The 20,291-nt window shown below is 74.9% G+C and carries 21 protein-coding genes; 10 read left to right on the top strand and 11 right to left on the bottom strand.

The window, feature by feature from the left end; translation table 11 throughout:
- Nucleotides 1–323: 323 nt before the first annotated feature.
- Nucleotides 324–737 carry a hypothetical protein gene (locus ACH4J0_RS26400; protein ID WP_396243061.1) on the bottom strand — a complete coding sequence of 138 codons (414 nt, stop codon included), beginning with the start codon at nucleotides 735–737 and terminating at the stop codon, nucleotides 324–326.
- A gap of 700 nt (nucleotides 738–1,437) precedes the next feature.
- On the opposite strand from ACH4J0_RS26400, the gene ACH4J0_RS26395 reads away from it, so the two are divergent.
- A complete protein-coding gene (locus ACH4J0_RS26395; protein ID WP_396243060.1) occupies nucleotides 1,438–3,888 on the top strand; it encodes a cytochrome P450 in 2,451 nt (816 codons plus the stop codon).
- A gap of 57 nt (nucleotides 3,889–3,945) precedes the next feature.
- Here the strand turns inward: ACH4J0_RS26395 and ACH4J0_RS26390 are convergent, their stop codons facing one another.
- On the bottom strand, nucleotides 3,946–4,104 hold the full coding sequence (locus ACH4J0_RS26390; RefSeq protein ID WP_396243059.1) for a DUF6126 family protein: 159 nt from the start codon (nucleotides 4,102–4,104) through the stop codon (nucleotides 3,946–3,948).
- 169 nt (nucleotides 4,105–4,273) lie between these two features.
- Nucleotides 4,274–4,618 carry an ArsR/SmtB family transcription factor gene (locus tag ACH4J0_RS26385; protein ID WP_396243058.1) on the bottom strand — a complete coding sequence of 115 codons (345 nt, stop codon included), beginning with the start codon at nucleotides 4,616–4,618 and terminating at the stop codon, nucleotides 4,274–4,276.
- 338 nt (nucleotides 4,619–4,956) lie between these two features.
- Between ACH4J0_RS26385 and ACH4J0_RS26380 the strand changes: the two genes are divergently transcribed.
- Nucleotides 4,957–5,718 (top strand): polysaccharide deacetylase family protein, encoded by a 762-nt coding sequence (locus ACH4J0_RS26380; protein ID WP_396243057.1) that lies wholly within the window; start codon nucleotides 4,957–4,959, stop codon nucleotides 5,716–5,718.
- Here the strand turns inward: ACH4J0_RS26380 and ACH4J0_RS26375 are convergent.
- A complete protein-coding gene (locus ACH4J0_RS26375) occupies nucleotides 5,679–5,936 on the bottom strand; it encodes a DUF4240 domain-containing protein (RefSeq protein ID WP_396243084.1) in 258 nt (85 codons plus the stop codon). The genes ACH4J0_RS26380 and ACH4J0_RS26375 overlap by 40 nt on opposite strands.
- Nucleotides 5,937–5,983: 47 nt before the next feature.
- Nucleotides 5,984–7,129 carry a glycoside hydrolase family 3 N-terminal domain-containing protein gene (locus ACH4J0_RS26370; protein WP_396243056.1) on the bottom strand — a complete coding sequence of 382 codons (1,146 nt, stop codon included), beginning with the start codon at nucleotides 7,127–7,129 and terminating at the stop codon, nucleotides 5,984–5,986.
- 114 nt (nucleotides 7,130–7,243) lie between these two features.
- On the opposite strand from ACH4J0_RS26370, the gene ACH4J0_RS26365 reads away from it, so the two are divergent.
- Nucleotides 7,244–7,639: a hypothetical protein gene (locus tag ACH4J0_RS26365; protein WP_396243055.1), complete on the top strand. Its 396-nt coding sequence runs from the start codon at nucleotides 7,244–7,246 to the stop codon at nucleotides 7,637–7,639.
- A gap of 10 nt (nucleotides 7,640–7,649) precedes the next feature.
- On the opposite strand, the gene ACH4J0_RS26360 is transcribed toward ACH4J0_RS26365, so the two are convergent.
- Entirely contained in the window at nucleotides 7,650–9,278 is a 1,629-nt protein-coding gene (locus ACH4J0_RS26360; RefSeq protein WP_396243054.1) for a PLP-dependent aminotransferase family protein, read from the bottom strand.
- A gap of 28 nt (nucleotides 9,279–9,306) precedes the next feature.
- On the opposite strand from ACH4J0_RS26360, the gene ACH4J0_RS26355 reads away from it, so the two are divergent.
- A complete protein-coding gene (locus ACH4J0_RS26355; RefSeq protein ID WP_396243053.1) occupies nucleotides 9,307–10,212 on the top strand; it encodes a methyltransferase domain-containing protein in 906 nt (301 codons plus the stop codon).
- On the opposite strand, the gene ACH4J0_RS26350 is transcribed toward ACH4J0_RS26355, so the two are convergent.
- Both ACH4J0_RS26350 and ACH4J0_RS26345 read right to left on the bottom strand, forming a co-directional pair.
- Entirely contained in the window at nucleotides 10,176–10,469 is a 294-nt protein-coding gene (locus ACH4J0_RS26350; protein ID WP_396243052.1) for a hypothetical protein, read from the bottom strand. The two genes, ACH4J0_RS26355 and ACH4J0_RS26350, sit on opposite strands and share 37 nt — an antisense overlap.
- Nucleotides 10,470–10,543: 74 nt before the next feature.
- Nucleotides 10,544–11,041, bottom strand: a complete 498-nt coding sequence (locus ACH4J0_RS26345; RefSeq protein WP_396243051.1) for a MarR family winged helix-turn-helix transcriptional regulator — start codon at nucleotides 11,039–11,041, stop codon at nucleotides 10,544–10,546.
- 110 nt (nucleotides 11,042–11,151) lie between these two features.
- On the opposite strand from ACH4J0_RS26345, the gene ACH4J0_RS26340 reads away from it, so the two are divergent.
- The 3 genes from ACH4J0_RS26340 (at nucleotide 11,152) to ACH4J0_RS26330 (ending at nucleotide 14,426) form a co-directional block, all read left to right on the top strand.
- Nucleotides 11,152–12,045: an EamA family transporter gene (locus ACH4J0_RS26340; RefSeq protein WP_396243050.1), complete on the top strand. Its 894-nt coding sequence runs from the start codon at nucleotides 11,152–11,154 to the stop codon at nucleotides 12,043–12,045.
- 53 nt (nucleotides 12,046–12,098) lie between these two features.
- The gene (locus ACH4J0_RS26335; protein WP_396243049.1) at nucleotides 12,099–12,737 is read left to right on the top strand and encodes an NAD(P)-dependent oxidoreductase; all 639 of its coding nucleotides are present in this window, start codon (nucleotides 12,099–12,101) and stop codon (nucleotides 12,735–12,737) included.
- Nucleotides 12,738–12,887: 150 nt separating this feature from the next.
- Nucleotides 12,888–14,426, top strand: a complete 1,539-nt coding sequence (locus ACH4J0_RS26330; protein WP_396243047.1) for an alpha/beta hydrolase — start codon at nucleotides 12,888–12,890, stop codon at nucleotides 14,424–14,426.
- Between the two features lie 12 nt (nucleotides 14,427–14,438).
- Here the strand turns inward: ACH4J0_RS26330 and ACH4J0_RS26325 are convergent, their stop codons facing one another.
- On the bottom strand, nucleotides 14,439–14,756 hold the full coding sequence (locus tag ACH4J0_RS26325; protein WP_396243046.1) for a hypothetical protein: 318 nt from the start codon (nucleotides 14,754–14,756) through the stop codon (nucleotides 14,439–14,441).
- 18 nt (nucleotides 14,757–14,774) lie between these two features.
- Nucleotides 14,775–15,188: a hypothetical protein gene (locus ACH4J0_RS26320; protein WP_396243045.1), complete on the bottom strand. Its 414-nt coding sequence runs from the start codon at nucleotides 15,186–15,188 to the stop codon at nucleotides 14,775–14,777.
- Between the two features lie 521 nt (nucleotides 15,189–15,709).
- Between ACH4J0_RS26320 and ACH4J0_RS26315 the strand changes: the two genes are divergently transcribed.
- Nucleotides 15,710–17,029, top strand: a complete 1,320-nt coding sequence (locus ACH4J0_RS26315) for a hypothetical protein (RefSeq protein ID WP_396243044.1) — start codon at nucleotides 15,710–15,712, stop codon at nucleotides 17,027–17,029.
- 80 nt (nucleotides 17,030–17,109) lie between these two features.
- Here the strand turns inward: ACH4J0_RS26315 and ACH4J0_RS26310 are convergent, their stop codons facing one another.
- A complete protein-coding gene (locus ACH4J0_RS26310; RefSeq protein ID WP_396243043.1) occupies nucleotides 17,110–17,637 on the bottom strand; it encodes a GbsR/MarR family transcriptional regulator in 528 nt (175 codons plus the stop codon).
- 70 nt (nucleotides 17,638–17,707) lie between these two features.
- Between ACH4J0_RS26310 and ACH4J0_RS26305 the strand changes: the two genes are divergently transcribed.
- Complete coding sequence (locus tag ACH4J0_RS26305; protein WP_396243042.1) at nucleotides 17,708–18,634, top strand: ABC transporter ATP-binding protein; 927 nt, start codon at nucleotides 17,708–17,710, stop codon at nucleotides 18,632–18,634.
- On the top strand, nucleotides 18,631–20,286 hold the full coding sequence (locus ACH4J0_RS26300) for an ABC transporter permease (protein WP_396243041.1): 1,656 nt from the start codon (nucleotides 18,631–18,633) through the stop codon (nucleotides 20,284–20,286). The genes ACH4J0_RS26305 and ACH4J0_RS26300 overlap by 4 nt, the downstream gene beginning before the upstream one ends.
- The last annotated feature ends 5 nt before the right edge of the window (nucleotides 20,287–20,291 follow it).

The raw sequence follows: 20,291 nt of genomic DNA, 5'->3' as shown, positions 1-20,291 counted from the left end.
AGGGGAACGGTCGGGGATAACAGAAACCGCTTGCGAAATTCACGGACTCGTTCGAAACGGCCGCCTCGGCATCCCGCGAGGGCGGCGGAGCGAGGGCGAAGGCGGGCATGAAAGTGCCGGGGAGCGCACTCGGGGGGTACGCGCTCCCCGGCAGGGGGTGGTGGCGGCCACCCGGCCGGAGCCCGGGGCCTGCGGCTCCGTCGGCCGTGACGAATGCCAGACCTCTCGACAGGGCGCGACCAGTGCCCTGAACAGCGAAGTTTCCGCCTCGGACATGCCATCGCCGTCAGGCATATGACGGTCGGTCGCCTCGACCCGTGCGCTCAGGCCGCGACCTCGATCCGGGCCACCCCGCAGCCGCCGTGCAGCCGGGCCAGCCCGGCGGCGAGCACCGTTCGGTCCCCGGCGAGCCACAGCCGCAGCGCCGCGGAGAGCGCCGCACTGGCCGGGCCGACCGCCGACCCGCCGACGCGCGCCAGCCGCTCGCCCAGCAGCGGCAGCAGGTCCGCGACCGGGGCGGGCAGCCAGAGGGTCACCGCGCAGGGCGCGGGCCGGGCGAGGACCCGCAGCAGCGGCAGCACCGAACCGTCGTCGTGCAGCGCCGGGATGACCTCCAGGAGTCCGTCGACCGCGACCCCGGAGACGTCGCCGCCGTGGCCGCGCGCGAGGTCCCGCAGCAGCGCCCGTTCGGCAGCGGTGATCCGGACGGTCAGCATGACCTCGTCGTCGCAGTCCATGGTCCCGGTCCCCTGTCGTGGAGTTGGCGGAGCTGGAGGTGGTCGAATCCGAAGGGTGGATTCTGGAGGTGGTGCGTCCGGAGGTGACGGAGTGTCGAGCCGGTGGATCGCCTCTCGGGTCGGTCCTGTACCGAGGGGACTCCTGCCCCGCGGCAGCCGTCCACTACCGGCGTTATCCGGCCGTCATGACCGCAGTGCCCCCGTGGCGGCGGTGGATCGCCCCGGCGCCGGGCGTATTCTGCATCGCGTGCCGTGCGCGGCGGCTCGCCGCGGATCTCCGCTCGGACGCCAGGAGCGGCCGGTGGCGCGGACGGGTCATCAGGGGTCCTCCTTCTCCGCCGACCATGCTGGCCCTCGCACGGCCGTACGGGCGAGGGTCCAAAGACCCTGCTGTCAGGGCGGTGCGGGAACCGTCGGGCGGAGGCATCCCCGCAGGTCGGACCGATGCCGCTGGACGTACAGCCGGACGTGACGACGATCCGGACGGACGGACGGACGACAGCGAGCGAATCGGCCGTTGGAGTGATCCGGGGGCGTTCGGCGCAACGCCCACCGGACCGGCGCGTTTCCCATGGCGTGCGCCCTCTGCCCCCCCGGCGCACGCGGGGCCCGCGCTCGCCGGTCCCCCGCCTCCCGGCCGGTCGGCCGGTGCCTTCCCCCGGTACCGCCCGCCCCGGTCCTCCTGGTGAGAGGAAGTGTCATGGTCCTGCCGACCAACGCCCTGCTGGCAGAGACACGGAAACGGATCGTCCCCCCGAGAACCACGCCACCCCCCGTCCCCACCGTCCGCGCCGCCGTCCCCCCGCTCGCCCCCGGCGCGCTGCCCGGCCTCGGCCACGCCGCCGCCCTGCTACGCGATCCGCTCGGCTTCCTCGGCTCGCTGGCCCGCCTCGGCGGCGTGGTCCGCATCCGGCTCGGGCCGCGCACCGTCTGCGTGGTGACCGACGCCCGGCTCGTCCACACCCTGCTCGTCGCGCTCGCCCACGACTGTCCGCGCGGCGCCGTCCAGGACACCCTGAAAACGGCCTTCGGTGACGGCCTGCTGATGTCCGAGGGCCAGGCCCACCGCGACCGCCGCCGGGTCATCCAGCCCGCCTTCGGGCCGGACCGGATGGCCGGGTACCTGGCCGTGATGCACCAGGTCACCGAGGAACGGGCCGGAAACTGGCGGCCCGGCCAAGTCCTCGACGTGGCCAAGGAGATGAACCACCTGGCGCTGGAGATCGTCACCCGCTCCCTGTTCGGCGCCCGGCTCAGCGAGGACGCCACCCTCGCCTTCCACCGGGCCCTGCCTGACCTGGTGAAGGGCCAGATCGTCCAGTCCCTCTACCCCCACCCGGCGTTCGCCCGGCTGCCGCTGCCCGTCAACCGGCGCTTCGACGCCGCCGTACGGGTGCTCAACCGGGTGGTCGACCAGGCCGTCAACGGCCCTGCGGGGAAGGCCCGTTCGGACCGGGGCGCGGGAACCCTGCCGGCCCTGCTGCGGGCCGCCACCGACCCGGCCACCGGCCGTCCGCTCACCGAGGCCGACGTCCGCTCGGAGGCGATCACCATGTTCGGCGCCGGCACCGAGACCGTCTCCACCACCCTCACCTGGCTGCTGGACGAACTCCTGCGCCGCCCCGAGGTGGAGGCCCGCGTCCTCGCCGAGCTGGACGAGCACCTGCCCGCCGGCACCGCCCCCACCCCGGAGGCGCTCGGTCGGCTCACGTACACCCGAAGCGTCACCCAGGAGGTGGTGCGGCTGCACGCGCCCAACGCCTTCCTGATGCGCACCGCCGAGGTGCCGGTGGACCTCGGCCCCTACCGGATCCCGGCCGGCACCGAGCTGCTGTACAGCCTAACCGCGCTGCACCGCGACCCGGTGCGCTACGAGGAGCCGCTGAGCTTCCGGCCCGAGCGCTGGCAGGACGGCGGCGGGCTCGGACGGCCCTCCTTCCTGCCGTTCGGGGCGGGCAAGCACAAGTGCATCGGCGAGGCCTTCGCCTGGGCCGAGCTGACCGTCGCGGCCGCCGCGATCCTGCGCCGCTGGCGGCCGGTGGCGGTGCCGGGAGCGCGGGCCCGGGAGGTGGTGTGGACGACCGTCCAGGCCCAGGGACTGCGGGTGCGGCTGGCGCCCCGCACGGAGGCCGCCGTCCCGGTGGCCGAGAGCCCCGCCCCGACCGAGCCGGTGAAGCGGCCGCTCCCCGCCGGCTGCCCCTTCACGGGCACCGCGGCCGCCCCCGGACCGAACCCGCTGCCGCCCGCCGAACTGCGTGCCGCCGCCGACCGGCACGCCGACTGGACGGTGCGCCACGGCCTGCTCACCCCCGCCGAGCTGCCCGGCTACCAGGCCTACGCGCTGCACGAGCTGATCGGCCACGCCTTCCCGCGTGCCCGGGGCACCGAACTGGACCTGCTGGTCGACATGCTGGGCTGGTTCACCGTCCTGGACGACCGCTTCGACGGGCCGCCCGGATGCCGCCCCAGCGAGGCCCACGCCCTGGTCGACCCGCTGATCTCCGCCCTCGACGGCGACGCCCGCCCGGGCACCCCGGACGACCGGCTGCTCGCCGCCTGGCGGGAACTGTGGCACCGCCAGAGCGAGTCGGCCTCCCCCGCCTGGCGCGCCAGGGCGGCCCGCGAGTGGCGGGCCTGCCTGGCCACCTTCCCCGCCGAGGCCGAGCACCGCGCCCGCGGCACCGTCCCCGCCCTCGGCCTCGGTCTGGCGGACACCATGCGGCTGCGCCGCCACGGCAGCTGCCTCTACCCGTTCATGAACATACTGGAACGGGTCCACGGCGCCGACGCCCCCACCGCCCTGCACGCGGAGCCCGCACTGCACCGCCTGCGTGCCAACACCGCCGACGCCGCGACGCTGATCAACGACCTCTACTCGCTGGAACGGGAGGAACGCCAGAGCGCGGCCGCCTTCAACACCGTCCTCACCCTGCAACGGGTCCGCGGCTGCACCCGCAGCCGGGCCGTCCGCGCGGTCCGCGCCCGGGTGGACCGGCTGCGGCAGGAGAACGAGGAACTGCGCCGCGATCTCGGCCGCCGGCATCCGGCGGGGCGCTGGTACCTGGACGGCACCCGGGAACTGGTCGCCGGCGTCCAGGCCTGGACCAGCACCAGCGACCGCTACCTGGTGTCGGGCGACCGGGGGCGCTGAGCCCCGGCCCCGCCGGTCGTCGCCGCGCTCCCCGCTGCTCGTTGCTCGGGGTCGTGCCTACTTGCGGCCGCCGAGCGCGAACAGCAGCAGGACGAAGCCCGCGAACAGGTGCGTCGCGAAGACGTAGATCCCCGCGCGCACCAGCATCGCCTTGCGGCGGCGCTTCTCCTCGCTCGTACCGTCGCCCTTCACCGGGCTGTGGGCGCTGTCGCTCATGGTGCGGCTCTCCTCGGGTCGGACGCGGGCGTGGGCGGGATGGGCACGGCCGCGAGCTGCGGATTTCGGGCTGCGGGCTGCGGGCTGCGGGCTGCGGGCTGCGGGCTGCGGGCTGCGGGCTGCGGGCTGCGGGCTGCGGGCCGAAGACGACGGGCGCGGGACCACGGGTTCAGCGGGGCGACCGGCTGCCGGAAGCGCGCAGCTCGCTGAGCAGCGTGCCCTGGTCGGTGATCAGCTCGGTCAGGATCCGGCGCGCCGCGCGCAGCAGCTCGGCGACGTCGGGGGTGCTGAGCGCGTACACCACCGTATTGCCCTCGCGGGTGGCGGTGACCAGTTGGGTGCGGCGCAGGACCGCCAGCTGCTGGGAGAGGTTGGACGGCTCGACCTCGATCTCCGCCAGCAGCTCGCGCACCGGCCGGGGGCCGTCCTGGAGCAGTTCCAGGACCCGGATCCGGACGGGGTGGCCGAGGGTGCGGAAGAACTCCGCCTTGGCCTGGTACAGCGGGACCGGCATCGCCCGTTCCCTCCCTCGAATCCGGCTCGGTGGTCGTCCGGCCGGGCGGGTTCCGTGCCGCGGCCGACTGGCATCATCGCGACGGATGAAGATTTCTTCAAGTCGTCACAGCGGAAGGTGACCACCCCCACACCGCCGGCCGAGCCGGGACGCGCGGTGGACCGCGCGGAGGACCACGCCCGGGGCGCTGCCAGTTCCCCGGCTCGGTGATCCGGGTGACGGTCCGTCCACGCCATGCCGGCAGATCCGCCGGGGCCGGGGCCGGACCGGACAGGCTTCTCCCTGCCCGGTCCGGCCGGGCGGCCGTCCGCCGCCCCTCACAGCAAGGCGTTTCACGCATGACATCTCATTCAGCCCTCGAAGGCGGACGCCTCCGCACCGCCGCCGCCCGGCTCGGCGGGGCGCTGCTCGCGCTCACGGCCCTCACGGCCCTCCTGGGCGTCACCCCGGCGCCCGCGTCGCTGCTCGGCTCCGAGGTCCGCAGGATCCCGACCGAGGAGCGCATTCTGGCCCTCACCTTCAACGCCGCCTGGAACGAGACCGGACTCGACACCGTCCTCGCCGTCCTGGGCGACCGCGCCGCACCGGCCGTGTTCTTTCCCACCGGCGACTTCGCCGACCACCACCCCCGCGCCCTGCGGGCCATCGCCGCCGCAGGCCACGGCCTCGGCAACCACTCGTACAGCCACCCCGACTTCACCACCCTCAGCCCCGACCAGGCCCGCAGCGAGGTGCGCCGCGCCGACACCGCGATCCGCCGCGCCGCCGGCACCGAACCCCTGCCGTTCTTCCGCTTCCCCTACAGCGCCACCAGCCCGCAGGCCATCACCACCGTCAACGACCTCGGCTACGCCGACCTGGAGTTCACCGCCGACACCAAGGGCTACCTCGGCCCCGGCCACGGCATGACCACCGACCGCGCCGTCGAGCGCGCCCTCACCGCCCTCACTCCGGGCGCCGTCCTCCAGCTCCACGTCGGCGCCAGCGAGGAGAGCGGCCCCGACACCTGCCTCGACGCCGAAGCGCTCCCCCGCATCATCGACGGCGCCCGCGCCCGCGGTTACCGCATCATCGACCTGCGCACCCTGCTGAACCGCTGACCGGGTCGCCGGCCTGGCCGTCGACCGAGCCACTGACCGCCGTCCGCCGCTCCCGCCTGCACCGACGGGTGCTCCGCCAGGCTTTCCGGCGCATCGGCTGCCCGCTCGTACCAGTCCCGGCCGAAGGCGATCAGGCCCGCCCGGAAGCCCACGAAGGAGTCGTCCGAGCACCCGCCCCCGATGAGGTGGGCGGCCGCCCACACGTCCCAGCGCGGCAGCCGAAACAGCAGCCGACACCCGCAACAGCCCGGCCCGTCGGCCCCGATCAGCCCAGGCCGTCCCGCAGCGCGTCCACCCGGGCCACGGCCGCCGCGAAGGCCTCGCGGTCGAGGCCACCGGAGTCTAGGGCGGCGGCCAGGGCGGCCGTGGCGTCCTCGCCCTGCCGGGGGTCGCGGCCGGAGCAGAGGATGAGGTCCATGCCGGCCGCCGCGGCGGCGACGGCGCGGGGGCCGGTGGGGCCGTACGGGGTCAGGGCGTCGGCTTCGAGAGCGTCGGTGACGGTGACGCCCCGGAAGCCGAGCCGGTCGCGGAGCTCGCCCTGGATCACGGCGGGCGAGAACCCGGCCGGGCGGTCGGGGTCCAGTGCCGGGTAGACGGCCCAGGAGGCCATCACCAGGCGCACGCCTGCCGCGATGGCGGCGCGGTACGGGGCTTCGCCGCGGGTGCGCAGCTGGTCCAGCGGAACGGGGAGGGTGACGGGGCGGGCGTCGGTGTTCTCGTCGCGGGCGGCGGCGCCGAGGCCGGGGAAGTGTTTGGCGGTGGCCGCCACGCCCCGGCTCTGCTGGGCGACGAGGAAGGCGCTGCCCAACTCGCCCACCCGGGTGGGGTCCTGGCCGTACGAGCGCTCGTGGTGGTCGATGAAGTTGTCCGGTGTGTCGTAGACGTCGAGCACGGGGGCGAGGTTGACGTTCAGCCCGGCATCGGCGAGGGTCCCGGCGGCGCCGGTGCCGGACCCGACGGCGGCGGCGAGCGCGTCCGGCGCCGCGCCGGTGCGGCGGGCGGAGAGTTCGGGCGCACCGGGCAGGCGGCGGACCTCGCCGCCCTCCTGGTCGGTCATCAGCAACAGCGGTCGCGGGTGCGGGGCCTCGGCGGCGGCCTGCTTCAACTGCGCGACGGCCTCCGCAAGTTGCGCCGGGCTGGTGACGTTCTCGCCGAACAGGATCACCCCGGCGGCCCGGCCCCCGCGGATCGCCTCCAGCGTCTCCGGCGGCGGGGTCGGGCCCGGGTAGGAGAGCACGATCCGACGCCCCGCGAGTTCGCGGGAGTCCTGGGGCCGGACGGTCATCGGTGCGGTCCTCTCGGCCTGGGCACCGCCGCGGTGCGTCACCGACCCGGCCGGGACCGGCCCCAACGCGGCCCCCACCACCAGCAGCACCGAGGCCAACTGGGCAACATGCCGGAACGGGGCCATCACGCCTCCCGGATCGGTAACGGCATACGGCGGTCAGCGTACCCAGGCCCCGGCCATCCGGCAGCCCGGGAAAAGCCGTAACGTTTCTCCATCCCGCGACGCTACGGTGACCGGATGTTCGATCACCTGGAGATCAGAGTGCTGCCCCGGGGGCCCCGCTACGCGCCGCAGCTGCGGTTCCGGGTCAACGGCGAGGACGTGGTGGAGCCGGCGGTGGGCCCGGGCGGCTGCGGGCCGTTCTCCGACGATGTCTTCCCCGCCGACCGCCCGAGCCCGCTGCGGGCGGGCGGGCAGCCGCACCGGGTACAACTGGGCCAGCCGGAGTGCACCGGCGGCTGCTGCGGCTACCTGTCCGCCGTCGTGCAGCGGAGCGAGAACGTCGTCCTCTGGTCCGACTGGCTGGTGCCCGCCGACGCCGCCCGCCCGCTGGAGTACGCCTTCGACGCCGACCAGTACGACGCCGAGCTGACCCGGATCGAAGCCGACCCGTGGTGGCGGCGGAAAGCCTGAGCGACGGCTGCTACCCCGTCCGGGCGGGTGAGGCGGGGAACGGCCGACCGGTCGGCCCGGTCGCCGAGTTCCTCACCGTCCCGGAGGCGGGCCGCGACCACGGCGAGGTCGGCTGACGGCCCGCGCGCCGCACCAACTCCCCGAGGGCTGCGACCCCTTCGGCGATCTCGCCCGGGGAGCGCGCCGCGTAGCCGAGCACCAGACCGGACGGGTACGGGAGGCGGGCGTGCCAGGACAGCGGCTGCACCTTGACCCCGCGGGCGAGGGCGGCGGTGGCCAACTCGATGTCGTCGCACCCGAGTTCCTCCGGGAGGGTGAGCATCAGGTGCAGTCCGGCGGCCGCTCCGTGCACCGTGGCGGTGGGCAGGTGGGTGCGGATGGCGGCGATCATCGCATCCCGGCGACGGCGGTGGCGGCGGCGCAACAACCTCAGGTGGCGCTCCAGTTCGCCGGATTCCATCAACCGGGCCAGTACCAGCTGGGACAGCACCGGGTTGCCGAGGTCGGCGAAGCGTTTGGCGTCGAGCACCGCGTCGCGCAGTCGCGGGGGCACCAGCAGCCAGCCGGTGCGCAGGGCGGGGGCGAGCAGTTTGGAGATGCTGCCCGCGTAGCAGACCCGGTCGGGCAGTTCGGCCCGCAGGGCGGGCAGGGGCGGGCGGTCGTAGCGGTGCTCGGCGTCGTAGTCGTCCTCGATGACCAGCCCTCCTTCGGCTGCCCATCGCAGCAGTCCGCGCCGCCGCTCGCCGCCGAGGACGACGCCGGTCGGGTACTGGTGGGCGGGGGTGAGCAGGACGGCGGGGGCGCCGGTGGTGCGCAGGGCGTCGACCCGGATGCCCTCGGCGTCGACCGGGACGGGCGGGGTGGCGGCGAGCCAGTGGGCGAGGTGCTGGCGGGCGCCGAGCGAGCCCGGATCCTCGACGGCGACCTCGGTGATGCCCGCCCGTTCGAGGGCGCGGCCGAGCAGGGCGAGCGCCTGGGCCGTCCCGGCGACGACGAGCACCTCCTCGGGGTCGGCGCGGATGCCCCGGTTGCGGGCGAGCCAGTGGGCGACGGCCTGCCGCAGTGCGGGTGTGCCTCGGACGTCGCCGTAGCCCAGGTCGTGCGCGGCGAGGCCGTCGAGGACGGCCCGTTCGGCGCGCAGCCAGGCGGCGCGGGGGAAGGCGGCGAGGTCGGGCACGCCGGGGGTGAGGTCGATCCGGGCGGGGGCGGCGCGCAGGTGGTCGAACACCTCGGGGTCGGGATCGTCCCGGAACAGGACGGGCACCGGCCGGGAGGGCGGGGCGGCGGCCAGGGCGTCATCCGGGACATCGCCCGGCGCAGCGGGCGTCACGGCGACGACGACGGTGCCGCCACGACCGCGCCCGGCGAGCTGGCCGGACTCGGCGAGGCGCCGGTAGGCATCGGTCACCACCCCTCGGGAGACACCGAGTTCGGCCGCCAGCACCCGGCTGGCGGGCAATCGGCTGCCCGCGGGGAGGCGTCCGTCGGTGACGGCCTCGCGCAGCCGGCGGGCCAGCCAGTCGGTCAGTCCGCCGGGCTGGGCGTCGGAGGCGTCGAGCTGGAGGAAGTCGGCGCCGGTCTCCCCGGGCCCGCCCGCCTCTTTGGACCTGTCTTCACCACTCTCTTTGGATCTGTTCACCGGTCCATAGTGGCGCGAGGGTTGAGCCATGACCACCGAAGCCACCACCGCCGAAGCCACCACCGCTCGATCCATCGCCAGCGGATCCATCACCACCGAAGGCACGACCACCGGCCCCGGCCCCCGCCCCGCCCCCTACGTCCACGGCTACTCGGACACCGAGGCGCAGCGCCTGGGCGACCAGGCCGACACCCTCGCCGAGCTGCTGCACGCGGGCACCGCCTACCCGGCGGGCAGCCGGGTCCTGGAAGCGGGTTGCGGCGTGGGCGCGCAGACGGCGCACCTGCTGGCGGCCAGCCCCGGCGTGCTGCTGACGGCGGCGGACGTCTCGGCGGAGTCCGTGGCCCGGGCCCGGGCCCGGATCGCCGCCGTGGCGCCGACCGCCCGGGTCGTCTGGCACCACGGCGACCTGCACCGACTGCCCTTCCCGGACGGCGCGTTCGACCACGTCTTCCTGTGCTTCGTGCTGGAGCACCTGCCCGACCCGACGGCCGGGCTGGCCGCACTGCGGCGGGTGCTGCGGCCCGGCGGGACGATCACCGTGATCGAGGGCGACCACGGCTCGGCCTTCTTCCACCCGGAGACCCCGGCGGCCCGCCGCACCGTCGACCACCTGGTGCGGCTCCAGGCCGACGCGGGCGGCGACGCCCTGCTGGGCCGCCGGCTGTACCCGCTGCTGACAGCGGCCGGCTTCGCGGACGTGACGGTCCGCCCCCGCACGGTCTACGCCGACGGCGGCCGCCCCGCGCTGGTGGACGGCTTCACCCTGCGGACCTTCGTCGCCATGGTCGAGGCCGTCCGGGCGGAGGCCCTGGCCGCCGGACTGACCACCGCGGAGGCCTTCGACCGCGGCATCGCGGAGCTGCGCCGGGCGGCCGAGCCGGGCGGGACGTTCCACTACACCTTCTTCAAGGCGGTGGCGGTCAACCCGTAGGCCGCCCGGGGCTCCCGGCTACCACCAGCCGCCGCAGCCGCCGCCGGATCCGGCGGCGGGGTCGGGGCGTTCGGCAGCAGTCCGAGTTCCGCCATCCGGTCCGTGATCACGTCCATGCAGTCGCGGATGCCGGGCGGCGGATCCGGTGACGCGTCCCGGACGGCCTTGATCGCGTAGACGTGGCGCCCGGCGGCGAGGTGCTCGTCCACCGCCCGGCGGGCCCCGGCGGGGAGCGCATCCCAGTGCAGGTCGTCCATGGCCGCCATCCAAGGGGACGTCGGCCGGCCGGGCAAACGGTTGACGCCGGGTGGAGCGGCCGGTTGACCGCCCGTCAGCCGGAGCCCTCGCCGAGGTTCGCGAGCAGGGCGCGCATCCCGTCGACGAGGGCGGCCCTGTGCGCCTCGTCGAGGCCGGCCAACATGCGGTGCTCGTTGGCGACGTGGGCGGGCAGGGCGCGGTCGATCAGGGCGTGGCCCTCGGGGGTGAGTTCGACGTCGCGGCTGCGGCGGTCCTGGTCACTGCGGGTGCGGGTGACCAGGCCGCGGGCCTCCAGGCGGTCCAGGCGCTGGGTGATCGCGCCGGAGGTGACCATGGCGGACTCCATGAGGCCGGTGGGAGTGAGGCGGTACGGCGGTCCGCTGCGCTTGAGGGTGGCCAGGACATCGAAGGAGGGGGCGTCCAGGCCGTGTTCGGCGAAGGTGCGGTTGAGTTCGGTGTCCACCAGGCGGAAGAGGCGCTTGAGCCGGCCGAACACCTCCATCGGGGAGACGTCCAGGTCAGGGCGCTCGGCGCCCCATTGCGCGACGACGCGGTCGAGATGATCTGCCACGGGTTCAGGGTAGGCGATGCCGGGGGATTTCCTTAGCGATGAGGTAACTGTGAGCCACGTCACCGGTGAAATTCCCTGCAGATGTCTTAGCGCTGAGATACATTGGCTTAGTGCTAAGCAATCGCCTCGCCGTCGTGCTGGTGACGGCCCTCGCCCCCGCCACCTGGGGGACGACCTACCTCGTCACCACCGAGCTGCTCCCGCCCGACCGTCCGCTCCTCGCCGCCGTCATCCGCTGCCTGCCCGCAGGACTGCTGCTGATCGCCCTCACCCGCACCCTGCCCAAGGGCGGCTGGTGGTGGCGCGCGCTCGTCCTCGGCGCGCTCAACATCGGCGGCTTCCAGGCCCTGCTGTTCATCGCCGCCTACCGCCTCCCGGGCGGGATCGCCGCCACCGTCGGCGCCGTCCAGCCGCTGGTCACCGCCGGCCTCTCGGCCGCCCTGCTCGGCGACCGGCTCACCCTGCGGACCGTGCTGTCCGGCATCGCCGGCGTGGCGGGCGTCAGCCTGCTGGTGCTGCGCGCCAACGCCCGGCTGGACGCGATCGGCGTGGCCGCCGCGCTCGGCGGCGCGGTGGTGATGGCCTTCGGCGTCGTGCTCTCCAAGCGCTGGATCTCCCCCGCGCCGCTGCTGGCCACCACCGGCTGGCAGCTCACCGCCGGCGGTCTGCTGCTGGTGCCGGTCACCCTGGTGGGCGAGGGCGCCCCGCCCACCCACTACACCGTCGACAACGTGCTCGGCTACGCCTACCTCTGCCTGATCGGCGCGGCCCTCACCTACGCGATCTGGTTCCGCGGCCTGCGCGCCCTGCCGCCGACCTCGCTGTCCTTCCTCTCCCTGCTCAGCCCGGTGGTCGCCACCCTGGCCGGCTGGCTGGCGCTCGGGCAGGACCTCAGCCCTCTGCAGGCGCTCGGCGCGGTGGTCGTGCTCGGTTCGCTGATCGTCGCCCAGACCCAGCGGCCCCGCACCCCCGTCCCGGCGGCCGCCGTGCGCGAGAACGCCTGACGGCGCGGCAGGCCCACGTTCCACCCGCTCGAAGATCCAAGGAGAAACCACCCATGCGTATCACCGTGTTCGGCTCCACCGGCAACGTCGGCCGCCGGGTCGTGTCCGAGGCGCTCGCCCGTGGCCACGAGGTCACCGCCGTCGTCCGCGACCCGGCCAGGCCGCACGGCCTGCCGCCCACCGTCACCGTCGCCGTCGGCGACGCGAGCAACCCCCAGGACGTCGCCCGGATCTCCGCCGGGCAGGACCTGGTGATCACCGCCACCCGCCCGGCGCCCGGCCGCGAGCACGAGCTGGCCGCCGCCACCCGGGGCCTGCTGACCGGCCTGGCCGGTACCGGCGTGCGCCTGCTCGCCGTAGGCGGCGCGGGCAACCTGATCGTGCCGGGCACCGGCGGGACGATCCTGGTGGACTCCCCCGGCTTCCCCGACGAGATCCGGCCGATCGCGCTGGCCTGCGGCGAGCAGCTGGACCTCTACCGCGCGGACGAGGAGGTCGACTGGACGTACCTGAGCCCGGCCGCGATGCTCGAACCCGGCGAGCGCACCGGCCGCTTCCGGCTGGGCCGGGACGAACTGCTGGTCGACTCCGGGGGCAACTCGGCGATCTCGATGGAGGACCTCGCCATCGTCCTGCTCGACGAGGCCGAGCAGCCCGTCCACCGCCGCACCCGCTTCACCGCCGGCTACTGACGACCGCTCACGGCTGCCCACGGCTGCCGAACGTCCGCCGGCGGCCGTGGTGCTGGATACCCCCCCGCCCAGGGGTGTATCCAGCACCACCCCGAAGACGGGGTCCTGCGTCATCGTGCGTCAGGTCCGCCGTCGAGCAGGATCGTTCCCGTGAACACCACCGCATCCCGCACCCGCCGCGCGGCCGCCGTCGTCGCCACCGCGGTCCTCGCCGGCCTCGCCCTGCCCGCCACGGCGAACGCCGACTCCGGCCGCGACCCCGGCGACGCCGAGCGCGTGCCCGCCCGCTACGCCGCGCAGAAGCTCGACTGGCAGCCCTGTGACGGGCAGCCGGCGCTCGACTGCGCCACCATGGCCGTCCCGCGCGACTGGCACCACCCCGACTCCGGGCCGGACCTCTCCATCGCCGTCTCCCGGCACCGCACCACCGACCGGCCGCACCGGAAGGGCACGCTGATGGAGGCCGCGGGCGGTCCGGGCGGGCAGGGCCTGCTACGGCCGATGGACCTCGCCCAGGGCGCCCCCGAGGTGGCCGACGCGTACGACATCGTCAGCTTCGACCAGCGCGGCGTCGGCCGCAGCACCCACGCCCAGTGCCAGACCCCGGAGCAGTTCCAGCAGTTCCTGGCCGGGGACTGGCGCGACCAGTCCCCCGAGGCGGTCGACCGGGTCATCGCCGACTCCCGCGAGCTGGTCGCCGGTTGCGTGGAGCACAGCGGCGATCTGCTGCCCTACCTGACCACCGAGCAGACCGTCCGCGACATGGACCTGTTCCGTTCGCTGCTCGGCGAGAAGAGGATCAGCTACTACGGCGCCTCCTACGCCACCATGATCGGCGCCTACTACGGCACGCTCTTCCCGCACCGGGTCGAGCGGATGGTGCTGGACAGCAACGTCGGCTTCGAGGGCACCTGGGAACAGTACGAGCTGGGCCAGCCGATGAGCTTCCAGCGCCGCTTCGACCAGGACTTCCTGCCCTGGATGGCCGCTCGGGACGCCACGTACCACTGGGGCACCACGCCCGAGCAGGTCAAGGCCCACTGGGAGCAGCGCCGCGCCGCCCTGCACGACCAGCCCATCACCGAGGGCTCGTTGACGCTCGGCCCGAACCAGCTGGACAACGGAACCATCAGCGCGATCTACAGCGACAAGGCCTTCCCCGCCCTCGCCCGGGCGCTGACCGCGCTGGACGACTGGCAGGTCGCCGACCCGGCCGCCAAGCAGACCGCCCGCCAGCTGTTCGGCCAGTACCTCAGCCCGGAGTTCCTCGCCGAGTTCTTCTCGGTGACGTGCGGGGACACCAAGTGGACCAGGGACATGGACACCTGGGTCCGGCGCGGCGCGGAGAACACCGCCCGCTACCCGCTGGTCGGCGCCCGCACGCTCGCCTTCAGCTCGGTCTGCGCGCTGTGGCCGACGGATCCGGCGCCCAAGGTCAAGGTGACCGGTGCCCACCTGCCACCGGTGCTGATGCTCAACTCGCTGCACGACCCGGCGACGTACTACGAGTCGGCGGTCGGTGCGCACCGCGCGCTGCGGGGTTCAAAGCTCGTCACCGTCACCAGCAACGGCAACCACGGCCAGTACCCGGGCTCCGACCCGTGCGTCACCGACACCGTCGAGCGCTACCTGCTGGACGGCCGGGTGCCCGAGCACGACCTGACCTGCCCGGCCTCGTCGGCCGGTTGATCGGGGCGCCGGTCAACCGTGGTGCGTCGTCCTCAACTTGGTGCGCAGCCAGGCGGCGGCGACCGCCAGCCCGGCGAAGCCGCCGACGGCCAGCTTGATCCCGGCCTTGGCGACGATCCAGCCGACTCCGGGTACGGCCCAGCCCAGCCAGTGGAACATGGCCAGCAGCACCGCGCAGCCGCAGAGGACGGCCAGCACGGTGGCGCCGACGGCGGCGGCCCGGGACAGCTCGCGCGGGCCGCCGCCCTCGCCGGTGTCGCCGGAAGTCCTGTTCAGCGCAGCGTCATTGGGCGCGTCGCCGGCCATCTCGTTCGTATCCCGATCAGTCATGTCGGCGATGATACGGCTTCAGCGGCAGGAGTGGTGGGTGTCGCCGAGGTGCTCGCCGGTCTCGTCGTCGGGGAAGCTGACGGCCATGGTGACACGGTACTCGAAGACGTCGTGACGGTGCCCCGGCACCCGCGCCCAGGCGAGCGAGTGCACCTCGGCCCCGGGGGCCTGCCGGCACCAGGCGGCCGCCTCCTCCAGTGCCCGGGCCGCCGAACGCCCGGTGCAGACCACGGCGGTGTAGGCGGCGACCGCGACATCGCCGCCGGTGGTGCGGTCGCCGCGCGACACCGCCCGGACGGCGGCGGCGGCCTGGGTCAGGTCACGGGCCAGGTCGTCCACCACCCGAGGGGGTGCCGGCAGGACCACCGCCCCGTCGGCGACGGTCTCCGGCAGGTTCACGCTCACGGCTTTGGCCTCCATCCACATGGTCACGCGGCACAGCATGCCGGACGGGACTTCCTGGCATGCCCACTTTCACCTGAACGTCATCCGTCCAGGGCCGAGTTGGGGACGCCCCCTGGTGCCGGCCGGCCCGCCCTGCTAGGGAGGCCCGCCGCGCCGCCGGACATCCGGGCAGGTCAGAGGGGTCGCCAACGGGCGCCGCCGGGGAGCCCGGAACAACGCCCACGTACCACCCCCGCGCCTCGAACCGCCTGTCCGACCGCCGGGGCGCCCGTACCCCCGACATCGGGCGCTCGGCGAACTCCCGCCCGTGGCAGGGAAGATGAGAAGGTCGTGAATTCCACGGCGCGGGTTCGGGCCCGCGGGACCGGGGCTGAGGTGCTGCGTCAACCCCTCGGGGGCGGCGGGCCACCTGCCGTCCATCCTGTCCCTGTCAGATCGTCGTGATACTAATCGTCCGGGCGGCGGGCGCCGCCGAGTGGTGGGCGGGCACGATGACGACGGATCAACCGTTCCGGGAAGATCCGGACGGCGACGGGGAGGGGCAGCAGATGGCGGCGAGGTTCGGCAGCGCCAAGGGCGGGAGCAAGGTTCGGCTCGGCAAGCGGGTCACGGGGACGGCGGCGGCCTTCGCCGCGCTGGCCGCCCTGACCGGCTCTCAGGTATCGGGCCTCGGCCTCGCACAGGTCGCGGCCGCCGACGCCGGCCCGACGCAGGACGGCGCGGCCGCCCAGGGGTCGAGCTCCTCCTCCACCCCGTTCGGCGGCCCCGCGACCGGCATACCCGGCGTTCCCGGCACCGCGGCCGACGGCGGCAGCGCCGTCCAGCTGCCGCAGCCGCCCGGCACCCAGCCCGGTCTGCCGGCGGCCGGCCCGTTCACCGCCACCGGCGCGGCGCTGCCCGCCACCGTCTTCGCCGCCTACCGCCAGGCCGAGGCCTCGCTGGCGCAGCGCTCGCCGGGCTGCCACCTGCCCTGGCAGCTGCTGGCGGCGATCGGCCAGGTCGAGTCCGGCCAGGCCGACGGCGGTCAGGTGGACGCCTCCGGCCGGACGCTCACCCCGATCCTCGGGCCGGTGCTGGACGGCAACGGCTTCGCCGCGATACCCGACACCGACGGCGGCCGCTACGACGGCGACCCGCGCTGGGACCGCGCCGTCGGCCCGATGCAGTTCATCCCGTCGACCTGGGCCTCCTGGGGCGTGGACGCCACCGGCAAGGGCACGGCCGACCCGAACAACATCTTCGACGCGGCCGAGACCGCCGGCCGCTACCTGTGCGCGGGCGGCCGGGACCTCTCCGATCCGGCCCAGCTGGACCGGGCGGTCCTCAGCTACAACGATTCCACCGAGTACCTGCGCACCGTCCGCAACTGGATGGCCCACTTCGGCAGCGGCCAGGTGACCACCGTCCCGGACCTCCCCGGCATCCCGAGCGTGCCCGGCACCTCGCCCTCGCCGTTCCTCCGGCCGCCCGGCACGACGGCGGGCACCTCGGGCGGCACCCCGGCGGGCAACGACGGCACGGGCACCGGTCCGACGCCGACCTCCCAGCCGACCGTGCCGCCGGTGACGCCGACCCCGACGACGACGCCGTCCGCGCAGCCGACCAGCACGCCGACGCCCAGCGGTTCGCCCTCGGCCTCCGCGAGCCCGACGGCCACCCCGTCCCCGACCAGCACTCCGAGCGGCACGCCGTCCCCGACGGCGACCCCCACCGGCACGCCGTCCGCCACCCCGTCCGCCACGCCGACCGCCCCCGGCTGCCCGACGCCCTCGCCGAGCGGCACCCCCAGCGCCACCCCGTCCGCCGGTTCGAACGCCACGCCGAGCTCCTCGCTGTCGCCCTCGCCCTCGGCGACCGTGAAGAAGTAGCCCCCGCACAGAACGCCGACGGCGGCAGCACGGTCCCAGGACCGTGCTGCCGCCGTCGCGCATCCCCCGGAAGGGCCGCCCTACGCCCCCGTGCCCCGCGCCGCCCGGTGCTCGCGCCAGCGGCCGAGCATCCCGTGCAGCTCGTCGATCATGAACTCGAAGAAGGCCGCGCTCTCCTCCAGTCGCTCCCCCGCCGCCGTGCCCGGCCCGACGGTCGCCTCCCCCTCCTTCAGCACCCGGACCCAGCGCAGCAGGAGTTCGTCGCGCCGGGTCAGCGACTCGAACCAGACGTCGTTGAGCACCCGGTAGCGGTCACGCCGGGATCCGGGCTCGCGCTCCTTGGCGACCAGTCCGACCTGGATGAGGTAGCGCATCCCCCCGGAGACGGCCGCCGGGCTGATCCGCAGCCGCTCGGAGAGTTCGGCGGAGGTCAGCACGCCGCTCTCCTCGGCCATCAGGCAGGAGAATATCCGGGACGGCATCCGACCCATGCCCGCGACCACCAGCTCGGCCGCGAACCGCTCCACGAAGTCCCCCACGGCCCGAGGGTCCTGCCCCTGCCCCTGCTCCGGCTCCTGTTCCACCGCTCTCCCCTTTCCAGAGATCATCCGCCCCCAGGTCGAACTTTAACGCTTCCCAATATTCACGTTTTTCTGAAACTACGGTAGCTTCAAAAGCATGACCAAGGCCATCATCCTGTCCGGCCTGCGCAAGTCCTTCGGCCGGACCACCGCGCTGGACGGCCTCGACCTGACCGTCGAGACCGGCGAGGTCCACGGGTTCCTGGGCCCCAACGGAGCCGGGAAGTCCACCACCATCCGCGTCCTGCTCGGCCTGCTGCGGGCGGACGGCGGCAGCGCCCGGCTGCTCGGCAGGGACCCGTGGGGCGACGCCGTCGAACTGCACCGCCGCCTCGCCTACGTCCCCGGCGACGTCGAGCTTTGGCCCAATCTCACCGGCGGTGAGGCCATCGACCTGCTCTCCCGGTTGCGCGGCCGACTCGACCGGCGCCGCCGGGACGAACTGCTCGACCGCTTCGACCTCGACCCGACCAAGAAGGGCCGCAGCTACTCCAAGGGCAACCGGCAGAAGGTCGCCATCGTCGCCGCGCTCGCCTCCGACGCCGAGCTCCTGCTGCTCGACGAGCCGACCTCCGGCCTGGACCCGCTGATGGAGGTGGTCTTCCAGGACGTCGTCCGGCAGGCCAAGGAACAGGGCCGCACCGTCCTGCTGTCCAGTCACGTCCTGGACGAGGTGGAGAAACTGGGCGACCGGGTCAGCATCATCCGCCAGGGCCGGCTGGTGCAGAGCGGCACCCTCGGCGAGCTGCGCCACCTCACCCGCACCACCGTCGAGGCGGAGACCAGCCGCCCGGTCACCGGACTGGACGCGCTGGCGGGCGTGCACGCCCTGCGCACCCACGGCCTGCGCGTGCGCTTCGCCGTGGACGGCGCCCGGCTCGACGCCGCCGTGCGCGCCCTCAGCGAGGCCGGGCTGCGCAGCCTGGTCAGCCACCCGCCCACCCTGGAGGAGCTGATGCTGCGCCACTACGGCGACGAGCTCGCCGCCAACGGGCACCGGACCGACGGCGAGGCCGCGCGATGACCGCCACCGCCACCGCCCCCACCGCCCCGCACCGCGACCCCGGCCGCGCCGGGGACCGCACCACCCTGACCGGCACCGCCGTCCTGCTGCGCTTCGCACTGCGCCGCGACCGGGTCCGGCTGCTCACCTGGGTGCTCGGCCTGGGGCTGGTCACCCTGGCCACCGCCAACAGCGTGCGCACCGTCTACCCGACCCCCGCCGACCGCGCCTCGATCGCGCACGGCTCGGACAACCCGGCCCTGCTCGCCATGACCGGCCCGGCCCACTACCTGACCGACTACACCTGGGGCGCGATGCTCGGCCACCGGCTGCTCGGCCTGCTGGTCGTCGTGGCCGGCCTGATGAGCGTACTGACCGTCACCCGGCACACCCGGGCCGAGGAGGAGGGCGGCCGCGCGGAGCTGGTCCGCTCGGCCGCCGTCGGCCGGCACGCCCAGCTCGCCGCCGCCCTGGCCACCGCCGCCGTCGCCGACCTCGCGCTCGGCCTGCTGCTCGCCCTCGGACTGCCCGGCCTCGGCGTCCCCGGCCTGACCGCCGGCGGCGCGCTGCTCTACGGGACCGCGACCGCCGCCGGTGGGCTGCTGTTCGGCGCGGTGGCCGCCGTCACCGTGCAGATCACCGCCCACACCCGGACGGCCTCCGGGCTGGCCCTGGCCGTGCTCGGCGCCGCCTACGCGTTGCGCGCCGCCGGGGACGCCGGGACCAGCCGCCTGTCCTGGGCCTCCCCGATCGGCTGGCTGCAGCGCAGCTACCCCTTCGTCGACGACCGCTGGTGGCCGCTGCTGCCCGCGCTGGCGCTGGTCGCCGCCACCGCCGCGGCCGGGTTCGCGCTGAGCACCCGCCGTGACTTCGGCGCGGGGCTGCGCGCCGCCCGCCCCGGCCCGGCCACCGGCAGCCCGGCCCTGGGCACCCCGCTGGGCCTGGCGCTGCGGCTGCACCGCGGCCTGATCGGCGGCTTCGCGGTCGCCCTGCTGCTGCTCGGCGCGATGTACGGCTCGCTGCTCGGCGAGGCCGACTCGATGCTCAAGGACGTCGACCAGGTCAGGCAGGCGCTGGCCCGGGTCGGCGGCCACACCCTCGCCGACTCCTTCGCCGCGCTGACCCTACTGGTGGTCGCCGTGGTCGGCGGCGTGTACGCGGTGCTGGCGGCGCTGCGCCCGCACGCCGAGGAGAGCGCCGGGCGGGCCGTGCCGGTGCTGGCCACCGGGGTGTCGCGCTCCGGCTGGCTGGGCGGACACCTCTCGGCGGCGCTGCTGGGTTCCACCGCCGTGATGTTGGCGGCGGGCGCGGGCTTCGGCCTGGCCGGGGCGCTGTCCACCGGCGACGAGGGCGCGTTCCTGCGACTGACCGGCGCGGCGCTGGCCTTCGTGCCCGCCCTGTGGGTGACGGTGGGTTTCACCGCGGCCGTCCACGGCTGGCTGCCCCGGGCGGTGCCGCTGGCCTGGGCCGTCCCCGCGTACGCGTTCGTGATCGGCTACCTGGGCCCGCTGCTGAAGTTCCCCGCGGGCCTGGACCGGTTCTCCCCGTTCGGCCAGGTGCCCCGGCTCCCGGCGGCCCGGATGGACTGGACGCCGCCGTTGGTGCTCACCCTCGTCGCGGGAGCGCTGATCGCGCTGGCCCTGGCCGGGTTCCGGCGCCGGGACGTCGAGTAGCGACG

Origin of the sequence: Kitasatospora sp. NPDC017646 (genome assembly GCF_044329365.1) — a bacterium.
In the GTDB taxonomy this organism is placed as follows: domain Bacteria; phylum Actinomycetota; class Actinomycetes; order Streptomycetales; family Streptomycetaceae; genus Kitasatospora.
This window is presented reverse-complemented; position numbering and strand designations above follow the sequence as displayed.